This is a genomic window from Streptomyces durocortorensis, from assembly GCF_016901035.1.
In the GTDB taxonomy this organism is placed as follows: domain Bacteria; phylum Actinomycetota; class Actinomycetes; order Streptomycetales; family Streptomycetaceae; genus Streptomyces; species Streptomyces durocortorensis.
Genome location: NZ_JAFEUF010000189.1, coordinates 1 through 13,965, shown reverse-complemented (window position 1 = coordinate 13,965; position 13,965 = coordinate 1). Strand labels below are relative to the sequence as shown.

Sequence of the window (13,965 nt, the reverse complement as noted above, 5' to 3'; positions counted from 1 at the left end):
CCCCCGAACCGCCGCCGAAGCCCGCGCCGCCGGCGCCGAGCCCGCCGCCGTCCCCGTCTCCGACGCCGACCCAGCCGCCCAGGCCCACACCACCAGCGCCCGCCCCCGAGGAGTACCGGGTCAGCGAACTGGCGTACTCCGTGTTCGGCGACCACACCGAGCCGGAAGTGGCGATAGGGCAGAGCAGTTGGGTCTGGCAGCGTTCGAACGTGTCGATCGCCTCGACCCGTTACGCGCACGGGGTGACGGTGCACGCCCGCTCCTCGGTGACCATCCAGCTGAACCGGCCCTGCACGCGCTACGAGGCCGTCGTCGGGGTGGACGACATGACGTTCGGGCTCGGCGCGGTGCGCTTCTCCGTGTTCAACGGGGACGGGGCCCGGCTGTGGCGCTCCCCGGTGATGGAGGGCGGCGATCCCGCCGTCCCGGTGAGCGTGGGCATCGCGGGCCAGTCCTCGATCCGGCTCGTGGTGGAGCCGGAGGGGCCGCTCGGCGGGGTGGGCCTGGCCGACTGGGCGGAGTCCCGGATCAGCTGCGCCTGAGCGGTACGCACGCCCACGCGGCTCCCGCCGTAACGGGCGCGGTGGGCACCCCGGTCACGCCTGCCCGGCGGCGACTTCCGGCCAAGGCGTCCGGGCGGCGCGTTCCGGTCAGGGCTGGAGCGTGCGCCGGGCGGGGATCACGCCGCCCGCGACCGCGCGCTGGCGCGGTGCGGCCGTGCCCGTCCAGCAGGTGCCGCGGCGGGTCACCAGGCGGCGCAGCCACAGTTCGGTGGAGGCCAGGTCCGCCAGGCCGTCCAGGGGCAGCGGCTCCCCCTCCGAGGCGGCGCGCAGGGCCTTGCGGACCACGCGGGCCTCGACCAGGCCCGCGTCGGCGAGCAGCGGGGCGTCGAAGAGGGCCATCAGCTCGGGCAGCGCGGTGCGCAGGCCGGTGCGGGTGACGGCGGTGGAGGTGGCCTGGGAGGGCGTGCCCCAGCCGGGCGGCAGATCGTGGATGCCCGCACCGCCGAGGACCCGGCGCAGGATCGCGGCCCGTGCGCCGGGCTGGACGCGCAGCGACTCGGGCAGGGCGCGGGCCGCCCGGACGACCTGGTTGTCGAGGAACGGGGCGTGCAGCCGCTGGCTGCGGATCTCGGCGGCCTGTTCCAGGATCCGGTGGTCGGCGGCTCCCCGGGCGAGGGCGGCGCGGGCGCGGGCCTCCCCCGGGCGTTGTACGGAAGCGGGCCGGATCGCCGCTTCCTGGAGGCGAACCGATACTTCGGCCAGTGCCTCCCCCGTCAGCCAGCGCGCCGCGGGCCCCGGGCGTGACCAGGCGAGGGCGGCGAGCGAGGCGTCGGCGGGAGTGGCGAGGTCGGGGGCGTGGCGGTTGGCGTCGGGGAGGAGCCCGGCGGCGGACTCCAGGCCGGAGCGGTACGACGTACGGGCCAGGCGGCGGGCGGCGCGGTAGACCGTCAGCGGGACGAACAGCGAGTGCGCCGTGGGGCCTTCGGCCTTGGTGAGGGCGGCGACGGGACGCAGGAGGTGGCGTCTTTGCCGGTCCATCAGGAGGTCGGCGAGGCGCGCCGGGTGCGCGTCCAGGACCTGCCGGGCCCCGGTGCCGACGAGGTGGTCGGCGCTGCCCGCGGAGAGCCGGCGGCGGTGGCGTTCGGCGAGGACGAGGGAGGGGGCCGGTTCGTCGGTGAGCGGGCCGGTGCCCAACGAGGCGTACGGCAGGGCCTCTTCGCCCGCCGCGACGACCACGTGGTGCAGGCGCGGGTTGGCGGCGATGGCGTGGGCCCGCTCCAACTCGCTTTCGTCGCCCCGGGTGGTGAGGTCGTTGAAGGTGACGGCGAGCAGCCGCTCGCCCGCGCCGGTGCCGTGACCGAGGAGGGTGCCGGGCAGCCCGGGCAGTCCGGAGGCGAGCAGGGCGAGGGTGGCCGACGCGCTGCCTCCGGAGAGGTCGGCGCCGATGCCCGCCACCGGGCCGCCCCGGGCGGCGCGCCGGTCGGCGGGGCCCATGCCGGGCACGGGCCCCGGGTCCGGCGGGGTGCTTTCCGGCGCGTGGCGCGGGGCCGTGAGCCGGGCGCGTACGGCTTCGACGAGCGCGTCCCGTACGCCCTCCACGGCGTGCACCGGGTCGGCCTGGGGTGCGGCGACGGCGAGCGAGGCGACGGCCTCGTACCCGGTGATCTCCCGCGAGCCCTCGCGCAGGATGAGGGCGTGGCCCGGCGGCACCCGCTTCACACCGACGTAGGGCGTGCCGTCGCCGAGGGCCTCGGGGGTCTCCGGGCAGGCGAGCAGGGCGGCGAGGTGGCCGATGTCGAGCTGGGCCTCGATGAGGTCGGCGAGCGGCAGGGCGGCGGTGGCGAAGGCGGTGCCGCCCGCCCAGGGGGTGTGGAAGACGGGCCGGGCGCCGGCCAGGTCGCCCGCGACGGTGATGCGGCGGCCGATCTGCACGACGGCGGTGTAACTGCCGGGCCAGGCGGTGAGATGGCGCATCGCGCCGCCGCGAGCGGAGAGCAGTCCGACGCGCAGCTGCTCGTCGGTGGCCCCGCAGCAGCCGAGGACCGCGAGGCGGGCGGTGGGCGCTCCTTCGGGGGTGGCGACGCCGATGACGCGGATCTCGTCGGGCCGCCAGTCGCCGACCGCCCACAGCGGATCCGGGTCGCCCCACAGGAGTTGGGAGCCCACGGGGTGAACCGTGCGCCCCTCCCCGCCGTTTCCGACGGCGCCGACGGTGCCGAAGCTCGCGGCGATACTGCTCCATCCCACCAACCAACGCATCGCCGCCTCCACAGGCTGTGGACAAACGGCGCACCTTTGATGAGCGAAACGCCGCTGCGGGACATGCTGCCACGACAACGACGCAGGAGAGGGTGTACGGGCAGCGCACGCCGGAAGAGCATGCGCCCCTGGCAAAGGCCGAACGCGGTCTTCACCGCGACGACAGCAACGGAACTTCCGGTTCCGGGAGTTACGGGGTCGGGGCCGTCCGGCCTCCGCGCCGCCCCGGCCCGCCCCCCGTGGAAGGGGAGGGGCCGGCGCCGCCCGGAAACAGCGCCGATATCCAGCCATAGTCGGACCGTTGGCCAGACTCTCACCGGACCGTCGCTATTCGGCCATTCTCTCGAAGCGCCACCACGCGCGCATACCGTGCCGCGCCCCCCCTGGCGACCCTTCCACGCACAGTCCGGGAGGTGGGCCTCACCTCCCGGACCGGTCCACCGCCCGCGGGGAATGGAGCGGCGGTTTCCCCCAGCCCACTGAGTCCAGTGCAGCGGGCCGACCCACGCAGGTCCCAGCCAAGCGTTCCGGCGACGGCCGGGCCAGAGCGCACGGCCGGGCGCACGGCCACACACCGGGAGCACGCCCCACCCCGGCCCGTACACCCCCGTCCGGACGGACCGGACCGCCCGGACGGACAACAATCCCGCCATCCGGACGTCTGCCTCTTAACGGTAGGGATAGGGAGAACTACGCTGTGTTTACTGGTGTTCTCGACAGGGGGGCATATTCCTCGGGGCTCGGCCACCTGCGTGTGCAGGCGGAGTACGAGGGTTCCAACCTGGGGAGGCATCGGTACGAATGCCGCGCGCCGTCCTCGGTGACGCGGCGGCTGTCTGTGTGTCGAGGGGTGGCGCATGTCCAGGGAGCAACGCGGGCCGAACGAGAAGCTCGGCACGGTTCTCGCCCTCGCGGGAATCAGTAACGCCGGGCTCGCCCGGCGGGTCAACGACCTCGGAGCACAGCGCGGTCTGACACTTCGCTACGACAAGACCTCGGTGGCCCGGTGGGTCGCCAAGGGGATGGTGCCGCAGGGCGCGGCGCCGCATCTCATCGCGGCGGCGATCGGGGCCAAGCTCGGCCGGCCGGTCCCGCTGCACGAGATCGGCCTCGCCGACGCGGACCCGGCCCCGGAGGTCGGTCTCGCCTTCCCCCGGGACGTGGGTGAGGCGGTCCGTTCGGCGACCGAGCTGTACCGGCTGGATCTGGCCGGGCGGCGGGGCGGCGGCGGGATCTGGCAGTCCCTGGCGGGTTCGTTCTCGGTGAGCGCCTATGCGACGCCCGCTTCCCGCTGGCTGATAACCCCCGCCGATCCGTCGGTGGCCCGGGATCCGACGGCGGCACAGGCGGCGGTCCTCGGGGCGCGCGGCGACGGCCCCGGCGGGCCAGGGCCCCGGGGGCCGGGGGCCGCTCCGGACGCCCGGGGCGCACAGATCCTCCACACCGGCGGCGGCACGCCAGGCACCCCCGGTGCCCCCGGCACGCCAAGCGCTCACGGCATCCCAGGCGCTGCCGGCATACCTGGCGGCGCGGCCGGCTCCGTCCCCGTACAGCCGGGACCGGAGACCGCGGCGGACGCCTCGCCCCTGCGGGTCGGCCACAGCGATGTGTCAAAGCTGCGCGAGGCGGCCCAGGACGCCCGGCGCTGGGACTCCAAGTACGGCGGCGGCGACTGGCGTTCCTCCATGGTCCCCGAGTGCTTACGCGTCGACGCCGCACCCCTGCTCCTCGGCTCGTACACCGACGAGGTCGGACGGGCCCTCTTCGGCGCCTCCGCCGAGCTGACCCGGCTGGCCGGCTGGATGGCCTTCGACACCGGCCAGCAGGAAGCCGCCCAGCGCTACTACATCCAGGCCCTGCGGCTGGCCCGGGCCGCCGCCGACGTCCCGCTCGGCGGCTATGTCCTCGCCTCGATGTCCCTCCAGGCGACCTACCGGGGCTTCGCCGACGAGGGCGTCGACCTCGCCCAGGCCGCCGTCGAGCGCAACCGGGGCCTCGCCACCGCCCGCACCATGAGCTTCTTCCGTCTGGTGGAGGCCCGCGCCCACGCGAAGGCCGGCGACGCACCGGCCGCGGGGGCCGCGCTCAAGGGCGCGGAGAGCTGGCTGGAGCGGTCCCGGGCGGGCGACTCCGACCCGCCCTGGCTCGGCTTCTACGGCTACGACCGGTTTGCCGCCGACGCCGCCGAGTGCTACCGGGACCTGAAGGCCCCCCGCCAGGTGCGGCGCTTCACCGAGCAGGCGCTGTCCCGGCCGACCGAGGAGTTCGTCCGCAGCCACGGGCTGCGGCTCGTCGTCTCCGCCGTCGCCGAGCTGGAGTCGGGCAACCTGGACGCGGCCTGCGCGGCGGGCACCCGGGCGGTGGAGGTCGCCGGGCGGATCTCCTCGGCCCGGACCACGGAGTACGTGCGCGATCTGCTGCACCGCCTGGAGCCGTACGGGGACGAGCCCCGCGTCGCGGAGCTGCGGGAGCGGGCCCGCCCGCTGCTGGTGACCCAGGCCTGAGCAGGACGGCGGGCGTGTTCCGTGCGCCCGCCGTCCGGAGTGTGCGCCACGCCCTGCCCATCTCGGGTTTGAGCCGGTTGTCAGTGGGTCAGTGCACTATCGGGGTGGGAGGTGGCGTGATGATGACGCACGCGGCGTACGACTGCGATGTGCTGGTGATCGGCGGCGGGATCGTCGGTCTGTCGACCGCGTATGCGCTGACCCGGGCGGCTCCGGGCACCCGGGTCACGGTCCTGGAGAAGGAGCCCGGCCCCGCCCGCCACCAGACCGGCCGCAACAGCGGCGTGATCCACAGCGGCATCTACTACCGCCCCGGCTCCCTCAAGGCGCGGTACGCACTGCGAGGCTCGGCGGAGCTCGCGGACTTCTGCGCCGAGCACTCCATCGCGCACTCCACCACCGGCAAGCTGATCGTCGCCACCGAGCGCTCCGAGCTGCCCCGGCTGCACGCCCTGGTGCAGCGCGGCCGCGAGCACGGGCTGCCCGTGCGGGAGCTGGGCCCCGCCCAGATCGCGGAGCACGAGCCGGAGGTCCGGGGCCTGGCGGCGATCCGGGTCGGCACGACGGGCGTCTGCGACTTCACCGCGGTGCCCCACCGCTTCGCGACCGAGGTCCCGGCGGCGGGCTCCATCGTGCGGTACGGCGCGGAGGTCACCGCGATAGACCGGCGCCCCTGGGGCGTAGCCGTGCGCACGGCGGACGGCCTGGTCGTGCGGGCCAGGGTGCTGGTCAACTGCGCGGGGCTCCACTGCGACCGGGTGGCCCGCCTCGCCGGGGACGACCCGGGGGTGCGGATCGTGCCGTTCCGGGGCGAGTACTACGCGCTGGCCCGCCCCGAGCTGGTGCGCGGTCTGGTCTACCCGGTGCCGGACCCGGCGTTCCCCTTCCTCGGCGTCCACCTCACCCGGGGCTTCGACGGCTCCGTCCACGTCGGGCCAAACGCGGTCCCCGCCCTGGCCCGCGAGGGATACACCTGGCCGCAGGTCCGCCCCGCCGAACTGCTGTCCACGCTGAGCTGGCCGGGCACCTGGCAGATCGCCCGCCGCCACTGGCGGTACGGGGCGGGCGAGATGCACCGCTCGCTGTCCCGGTCCGCGTTCACCCGGGCCGTCCAGCGGCTGCTGCCCGCCGTCACCGAGGACGACCTGCGCCCGTCGCCCGCCGGGGTGCGGGCCCAGGCGGTGCTGAAGGACGGCACGCTGGTCGACGACTTCCTGATCCGCGAGGCCCCGCACACCGTGCATGTGCTCAACGCCCCGTCGCCCGCCGCGACGGCGTGCCTGCCCATCGGACGGGAGGTGGCGCGGCTCGCGCTGCGCCGGGCTCGGGGGACGGGGTGGAAGCCGCCCGCCGTAGAATCCGGTCATTGTGTCTGAGCAGCCCCTGAACCCCGCCCCCGCCGGATCCCCCGACGCGACGCCGACCGACGAGACGCCGACCGGCCCCGCACGGACCGGCTCCACGGCGGCCGACGCGCTCGCCGACGTCCCGAACCACGCGGCCACCGCAGACGAAGCCGCCGCGCTGCGGGCCGCCTCCTTCGAGCGCGCGCGCCGGCTGCGCATGGAGCCGCGCTTCCCCGGCGGCCCCGCCGCCGACCCGGCCGGCTCGCACCACGAGCGCCGGATCCGCAGCTTCCAGCCGCGCCGCAGCCGGGTCACCACCGGCCAGCAGGAGGCCCTGGAGCGGCTGTGGCCGAAGTGGGGCCTGGACATCGACGGCAAGCGCGTCCTGGACCTGGCCGAGCTGTTCGACGGGCTGCCCGTCGTCCTGGAGATCGGCTTCGGCATGGGCGAGGCCACCGCACAGATGGCGGCCGACGACCCGGGCACCGGCATCCTCGCGGTCGACGTCCACACCCCCGGCCAGGGCAATCTGCTGGGCCTCGCGGACAGGGCGGGCTCGACCAACGTACGGGTGGCCAACGGCGACGCGGTGATCCTGCTCCGCGAGATGCTGGCCCCCGAGTCACTGGACGGCCTGCGGGTCTACTTCCCCGACCCGTGGCCCAAGGCCCGCCACCACAAGCGGCGGCTGATCCAGCCCGAGTTCCTGGACCTGGTCGCCCCGGTCCTCAGGCCCGGCGCGATCGTCCACTGCGCCACCGACTGGGAGCCGTACGCCGAGCAGATGCTGGAGGTGCTCACCGCGCACCCCCGCTTCGAGAACACCGCTGCGGACGGCGGATACGCCCCTCGCCCCGCGTTCCGGCCGCTCACCCGCTTCGAGGGACAGGGCCTCGACAAGGGACACGTCGTCCACGACCTGCTGTTCGCCCGCGCCTGACACAGGACGGCGTACGACGGCGTACGGCCATGTCCTGGCCGGATGCGCCGTCGCCGGGTGTCAGTGCTCCTCGTTAGGGTCAAGAGGTGTCCGACCCTTCCGTGCAGCATCAGCAGGCGCGGCCCGCCGTCCCGGTCCTCCACGAGCAGCGGCTCGACGAGGTCCTGGGCGCCGCGCCGGAGCGTGGCCGAGCGCGTTACCGGCCGCGCCGCGTCGGCATGGTGTGGCGCAGCAAGGTGTTCCGCGCCGGGGCCGTGATCGTGGCGCTCCTGCTGTGCGGGCTGGTGATCCTGGCCCTCGTCCGCGAACAGACCGGCCCGGAGGGGTTCCTGGTCGGCCTCGGACTGGCGGTGCTGCCGGTCCCGCTGCTGATGGCCGCCTTCCGCTGGCTGGACCGGGTCGAGCCGGGCCCCTGGCGGAATCTGATCTTCTCCTTCGCCTGGGGCGCGTGCGCCGCCGCGCTCGTCGCGATCATCGCCAACTCCTTCGCGACGCGCTGGATAGCCACCGCGACGGCCGACCCGGCGAGCGCCGACACCCTGGGGGCCACGGTGATCGCCCCCGTGGTCGAGGAGAGCGCGAAGGCGGCGGCCGTGCTGCTGATCTTCCTGTTCCGCAGACGGGAGTTCAGCGGGGTGGTGGACGGCATCGTCGTCGCCGGCTTCACCGCGACGGGCTTCGCGTTCACCGAGAACATCCTCTATCTGGGCAACGCCTTCGGCGAGGACCAGCAGCTGGGCAGCTCCGGGTTCGCCTCGGTGACGGCGGGGACGTTCTTCGTGCGGATCGTCATGTCCCCTTTCGCGCACCCCCTGTTCACGGTCCTCACGGGCCTCGGCTTCGGCTTCGCGGCAGTCAGCGCCCGCCGCCACCGGGTCCGCCGGATCGCCCTGCCGGTGCTGGGCCTGCTGCTGGCGATGGGCCTGCACGCCTTGTGGAACGGCTCGGCGGCCTTCGGCCCGTACGGCTTCTACGCGGTGTACGGCATCGTCATGGTCCCGGCGTTCGGCCTCGTGACCTGGCTGGCGATCTGGTCACGCCAGCGCGAACTGCGCACCCTCGCGGCCGAGCTGCCCGCGTACGCAGCGGCCGGCTGGCTCACCCCCGCCGAGCCGTCGGCGCTCTCCTCCATGCGGGCCCGGGGCATGGCCCGCGACCTGGCCCGCCACTGGCAGCAGGACCGGGCCCGGGGCCGGGCGGCGGCCCGCACGGTCGCGGAGTACGAGTCGTTCGCCACGTCGCTCGCGGGTCTGCGCCGCCGGGCCCGCCACGGCGCGGTGGGCCCGGACTTCGGCGCCCGGGAACGGGAGTTGCTGCACCACCTGTGGCAACGCCGGGACATCGCGGCCCCGGCCCTGACCCACGCAGCCCACCTGACCGGCACCGGGCCACGCCCGCAGCCGCCGTTGCCGTACGGCCAGGCCCACCCGCAGCCGTACGGAAACGGGTACGGATACGGAGGCGGGGGATACGGGTACGGCGGCCCGGCCCCGCAGGCCTACCCGACGCCCCACCCGTACGGCAGCACACCCCACACCCACCGACGCCCGCCGCAGTAATGACGCGCGTTGCGAAGCCCGTCTCCGGTCCCGTCAGGCCGACGCCTCCGTGAGCAGCGCGACCTCCCGGTCCGTCAGCTCCAGGTCGGCGACCGCGACGAGGGCGGGGAGCTGTTCGACCGTACGGGCGGAGGCGATCGGGGCGGCGACGGTCGGCTGGGCGGCGAGCCAGGCGAGGGCGACCGTCGCGGTCTCGGCGTTCCGGTCGGCGGCGATCCGGTCGAGGGCGGCCAGCACCTTGCGGCCCTGCTCCGACTCCAGGTGACCGCCCGCCTTCGCGGAGCGCGCGCTCTCCACCGTCGCACCGGGGCGGTACTTGCCGGTGAGGAAGCCGGACGCGAGCGCGTAGTACGGGACGGCGGCGAGGCCCGCGCCGGCCGCGGTGTCCTGGAGCGCGCCCTCGTAGGTGGAGCGGGAGACCAGGTTGTAGTGCGGCTGGAGCGCGACGTACCGGGCGAGGCCCTCGCGTTCGGAGAAGTCGAGAGAGGCCCGCAGCCGTTCCGGGCTGATGTTGGAGGCGGCAATGTGGCGCACCTTGCCCTCCTTCACCAGCTGGTCGAGGGCGGTGATGATCTCCTCGACCGGGACGTTCTCGTCGTCGAAGTGCGTGTAGTAGAGGTCGATGTGATCGGTGCCGAGCCGGCGCAGCGATGCCTCGGCCGCGCCCTTGACGGTGGCGGCGGAGAGCCCCTTGTAGTCGGGGTGGGCGCCGACCTTCGTGGCCACGACGATGTCGGAGCGGTTGGAGCGCGAGGCGAGCCACTTGCCGATGACGGTCTCCGACTCGCCGCCCCGGTTGCCCTCGATCCAGGCGGAGTAGGAGTCGGCGGTGTCGACGAAGTTGCCGCCGGCCGCGGCGTACGCGTCCAGGACGGCGAAGGACTGGTCCTCGTCCGCCGTCCAGCCGAAGACGTTGCCGCCGAGGGAGAGGGGGAAGACCTGGAGGTCGGAGCTGCCGAGCGTGCGCAGAGAAGTCATGTGTGTGTTCAACGGCGGTGGCGGAGTCACATATTCCGCCCTCCCTGGGCCCGCCGGACGCCGACCGCCGGACAGACCGGCAGCCCTGACGTCGGGGGGTGTGCGTCAGGGCTGCCGGGGTTTCAGGGGGGTGCCGTCCTCGCGGGGACGGCGGGCGTCAGACCGAGAGGCCCTTGCTGGTCAGCCAGGCCAACGGGTCCATCGCGGAGCCGCCCGCGGTGCGGACCTCCATGTGGAGGTGGACGCCGGTCACGTTGCCGGTGGCGCCCATGCGGCCGATGGTCTCGCCGGTGGTGACCTTCTGGCCGACCGAGACGTCCATCGAGGACTGGTGGGCGTACCAGATCTCCGTGCCGTCATCGAGCTGGAGCACGGTGCGGTAGCCGTAGGAACCGGACCAGCCGGCCGACGTGATCGTGCCGCTGTGCACGGCCTTGAGCGGCGAACCGGCCGCCCCGGCGAAGTCCAGGCCGGTGTGCTGGCCGGAGGACCACATCGCGCCGGACTGACCGTAGGTCGAGCTGATCGTGTACGAGGAGGCGGGCAGCGAGAAGCTGGCGGCGAGCTTGGCGAGACGCTCCTCCTCCGCCTTCTTCTTCGCCGCTTCCTCCGCGGCCTTCTTCTTCGCGGCGGCCTCGGCCTCGGCCTCGTCCTGCTGCTTCTTGGCCTCCTCCGCCGCCTTCTCGGCCGCGGCCTTCTCGGCGGCGGCCCTGGCGTCGGCGTCGGCACTGGCCTGCTGCTGCTCGGCCTGCTGGAGGATCCGGGCGCGGAGCGCCTCGCCGGCGTCGGTGCCCTGCTCGGCCTCGGCGCTGGTGAGCCCGGCGGTGGTGAGCGGCGCGGCCGCGGCGACCGGGACGGCCTCCGCGTCGTCGGACATGAAGGACCCGACGCCGGGAAGGGACTTGGCGTCGGGGAGGTTGTCCGCGATGGAATCGGGAAGAGAGATGGAGACCGGTGCCTTGTCCTGAGCGGTGGCCATGCCACCCGCTCCGACGGCCGCTATGACGCCGACCCCGAGGACGGTGGAGCTACGGGCCAGACCACGCTGCTTGGCTACGCGGTGCCTGCCGCGCACGGGACGGATGGACTCCTCGGTGGGATTCCACTCCCCCACTGACTGCTCCGCGCCACCGTAGATGTCGGTGCTGAAGGGTGACGGGGCCTCAGGGGCAGGCTTGTTGGACGCCACGTGGGCGCACTCCTTTCCTTCCTTCTCGCCTACCGGGTTAGCTGACGGGTTCGGAGCAGGAAGGTCTCCTACGGGCCCCTCCGCCTCTCACGAGACGCAGGCGTCCGATTCACCCCATGTAGGTGGTTCCCCGGTTCCCTTGCGGAATTCGGCGCTCGCGCGCGGCGCCGTCTCTGACGACGGCTGTGACGACCGCGCTGCGTTATCGAACGTTAATAGACACACGAGCCCGATTCCAAGCTGTTCCTGTTGATCATTAACGAACAGGGTGGGGATGTACGGGGCACAAGCGGGTGGAATCGGGCTACTTGACCCGGGCTCAGCCACACCCTTTTTTCTGACGGTTCGTCAAACGTTATGCGGAGCGACGCCCTTCAGTTACGCACCGTGTCATCACCCCGGCCCACGATCTTCACCGTCGTCCGGCGCACCGGCTGCCCCTCCGCCGGCCGGCCGACCGCGATCAGCGCCATGTCGTCCGTGGCGCGCCCGCCTGTGTGCAGACGTACGTCGTCGGTCAGCGCCGACAGCAGCTCCTCCGGCCCCGGGAAGATCCGGCCGCGCAGCCGGGCCGCCGGATCGTAGAAGACCCCGCTCGCGTCCCGGGCCTCGGACAGGCCGTCCGTGAAGGCGAGGAGCGTCGCCCCGGGAGGCATCACCCACGCGTCGGCGCGGTCCGGCCACACCCCGAGGTCCATCCCCAGCGGCAGGGCGGGCGCCGAGGGCGCCAGCACCTCCAGGGCCCCGTCCGCGTGGAGCAGGATCGGCTCGGGGTGGCCGCGGTTGACCAGGCGGACCGTGGCCGCCCCGGGCGGGATCTCGGCCAGTACGGCGGTGATGAACCCCTCCATGGCGTCCAGCCCGTACTGCCGCGTCCCCTCCCGGGCCAGCGCCCGCTCCAGCCGCTGGGCCACGCCCTCCAGCGACCGCTCCTGTTCGGCGGCCTCCCGGAACGCACCGATGATCACCGCCACCGCCCCGACGGCGTCCAGCCCCTTGCCGCGGACGTCGCCGACCACGACTCGCACGCCGTACGGGGTGTCCGCGACGGCGTACAGGTCGCCGCCCACGAACTCGTCCGCCTGCGCCGCCTCGTACCGTGCGGCCACCTGAAGTCCGCCGATCCGCTCGGCGGGCGTCGGCAGCACGGCCCGCATGGCGGTCTCCGCGACGGCCCGGGCCGAGGCGAGCTGCTCATTGCCGCGCCGCACGACGCCGTTGATGACGAGGGCCAGGACCGAGCCCGTGAGCACGGTGATCATCTCGATGACCGGGACGACCTGCGTGGACGTCCCGTCGGAGATCCGCATGACGATGACGGAGATGACCGCGGCGATTCCGGTACGGACGGTCCGGGACAGCGAGAAGAACGGGGCGGCGATCAGCGGGGCCGCGACGAAGAGGGGGACGGCGGTGAAGTTGGGCGGGGCGAGCGAGTCGAACAGCAGTCCGCCGATGATCAGCAGGGCGGGCAGCATCCGGATGAACCGCCCGGTGCCCCGCCCGCCGCCGGATGCCAGCTCCCCCTCCCGGGAACCGAACACCGCACGGCCCACGGCGTCCATGCTCCCCGCCGCCCCGCTGCGCCGTCTCTCGGCCATCCCCACCTGTGCACTCCTGCCCGGTCCACCCACGGCTGCGGACGGTACCGCTCCCTGTCCAGGCTTCCCGGAGCCGCGCCGAGCGGCGACCGGGCATCGGCCGAACAGGGGGAAAAAGCGGTGGCGGCCCGGCCGGCCTTGGTCAGTCGGAGAGCCGGTGCTGCGCGTAGACCGTCAATGCGTCCCGTACGAAGGCGGCGGTGCCGTCCCCGTAGCGATCGTAGTTCTTTCCGAAGCGCGGGTCCGCTACATACATCTCCCCGAGCCCGATCACATACGAACGGCTGGGCTCCTCGGCCGAGGACAGCCAGGCGCAGTGCCGCCGCGCCAGGTCCTGCGCCTCGGGCCCGTCGGCGGAGAGCCCGGCCTCCCTGACCCGCCCCCAGTCGCGCGCGATGGCCTCGTGCTCCTCCTGGAACGCCCGCTTCTCCCCCTCCCCGAGCGAACGCCACCAGCGGTCGCCCTCCTCGTACGCGTCCCGGCCCCAGCGCTCGGTGACCTCCTGCTCGTGGGCGGTGTGGTCGAAGCCGTCGAACACCTCAGCGGCCATGAGTTCCATCCCCTCCTGGGTCTTGTGGAGGGTGGTCCGCACCGAGGCGATCTGCCGTCCGATGCGCGCCTGCTCCTGTTCGAGCAGCCGCAGATGCGCCCGCAGCGCCACCGCCGTGTCCCGCTGCCCCTCCAGTACGTCCTTGATCGCGGGCAGCGAGAGCCCGAGCTCCCGCAGCAGCAGGATGCGCTGCAGCCGGACGAGGGCGTCCTGGTCGTAGTAGCGGTAGCCGTTGCTCCCGATCCGACTCGGCGCGAGGAGACCGAGGTCCCCGTAGTGCCGGAGCGTGCGGCTCGTGGTGCCGGCCTGCCGGGCGATTTCCTGAATGGACCACTCCATGCCGGAAACGCTAGATCTTTACGCTGCGTCAAGGTCAACCCGGAAGAGGGCGGGGAACGACTCAGGCCCGGGCCGCGGGGGGGGGGGGGGGGGGGGGGGGTTGGGGGGGGGGGGGGGGGGGGGGCGGGGCGGCGGGGGGCGACGCGGCGGCCACCGGGCGCACCGGTATCCGCAGGACGGTCCCGCACGGGCAGCAC

The 13,965-nt window shown here is 73.9% G+C and carries 10 protein-coding genes and 1 riboswitch; of the genes, 5 read left to right on the top strand and 5 right to left on the bottom strand.

The genetic code is table 11. The annotated features are described in order from the left end of the window. A partial coding sequence (locus JS521_RS26945) for an NPCBM/NEW2 domain-containing protein (protein WP_205085565.1) occupies nt 1–542 on the top strand: 542 nt, incomplete at its 5' end. A 108-nt stretch (nt 543–650) separates the two neighbouring features. On the opposite strand, the gene JS521_RS26940 is transcribed toward JS521_RS26945, so the two are convergent. Next, nucleotides 651–2,762 (bottom strand): asparagine synthase-related protein, encoded by a 2,112-nt coding sequence (locus tag JS521_RS26940; RefSeq protein ID WP_205085564.1) that lies wholly within the window; start codon nt 2,760–2,762, stop codon nt 651–653. 857 nt (nt 2,763–3,619) lie between these two features. Here JS521_RS26940 and JS521_RS26935 point away from each other — a divergent pair. The 4 genes from JS521_RS26935 (at nt 3,620) to JS521_RS26920 (ending at nt 9,111) form a co-directional block, all read left to right on the top strand. Further along, the gene (locus tag JS521_RS26935; RefSeq protein WP_205085563.1) at nt 3,620–5,266 is read left to right on the top strand and encodes an NsdA family TPR-like regulatory protein; all 1,647 of its coding nucleotides are present in this window, start codon (nt 3,620–3,622) and stop codon (nt 5,264–5,266) included. A gap of 119 nt (nt 5,267–5,385) precedes the next feature. After that, nucleotides 5,386–6,642, top strand: coding sequence for an L-2-hydroxyglutarate dehydrogenase (gene lhgD, locus JS521_RS26930; RefSeq protein ID WP_205085562.1), 1,257 nt, complete (start codon nt 5,386–5,388; stop codon nt 6,640–6,642). Beyond that, on the top strand, nt 6,635–7,552 hold the full coding sequence (trmB, locus tag JS521_RS26925) for a tRNA (guanosine(46)-N7)-methyltransferase TrmB (protein WP_205085561.1): 918 nt from the start codon (nt 6,635–6,637) through the stop codon (nt 7,550–7,552). Before lhgD ends, trmB begins: the two co-directional genes overlap by 8 nt. An 86-nt stretch (nt 7,553–7,638) precedes the next feature. Next, nucleotides 7,639–9,111: a PrsW family intramembrane metalloprotease gene (locus JS521_RS26920; RefSeq protein ID WP_205085560.1), complete on the top strand. Its 1,473-nt coding sequence runs from the start codon at nt 7,639–7,641 to the stop codon at nt 9,109–9,111. 33 nt (nt 9,112–9,144) lie between these two features. Here the strand turns inward: JS521_RS26920 and JS521_RS26915 are convergent, their stop codons facing one another. The 4 genes from JS521_RS26915 to JS521_RS26900 all read right to left on the bottom strand — a co-directional run bounded on the left by JS521_RS26915 (nt 9,145) and on the right by JS521_RS26900 (nt 13,768). Continuing rightward, the gene (locus JS521_RS26915) at nt 9,145–10,089 is read right to left on the bottom strand and encodes an aldo/keto reductase (RefSeq protein ID WP_205085559.1); all 945 of its coding nucleotides are present in this window, start codon (nt 10,087–10,089) and stop codon (nt 9,145–9,147) included. A 157-nt stretch (nt 10,090–10,246) separates the two neighbouring features. Further along, a complete protein-coding gene (locus JS521_RS26910) occupies nt 10,247–11,278 on the bottom strand; it encodes a M23 family metallopeptidase (RefSeq protein ID WP_205085558.1) in 1,032 nt (343 codons plus the stop codon). Between the two features lie 12 nt (nt 11,279–11,290). Further along, a riboswitch (cyclic di-AMP (ydaO/yuaA leader) is annotated at nt 11,291–11,442 on the bottom strand. Between the two features lie 210 nt (nt 11,443–11,652). After that, nucleotides 11,653–12,879: a PP2C family protein-serine/threonine phosphatase gene (locus tag JS521_RS26905; RefSeq protein ID WP_205085557.1), complete on the bottom strand. Its 1,227-nt coding sequence runs from the start codon at nt 12,877–12,879 to the stop codon at nt 11,653–11,655. Nucleotides 12,880–13,021: 142 nt separating this feature from the next. Next, nucleotides 13,022–13,768 (bottom strand): MerR family transcriptional regulator, encoded by a 747-nt coding sequence (locus JS521_RS26900; protein ID WP_205085556.1) that lies wholly within the window; start codon nt 13,766–13,768, stop codon nt 13,022–13,024. Nucleotides 13,769–13,965: the final 197 nt, after the last annotated feature.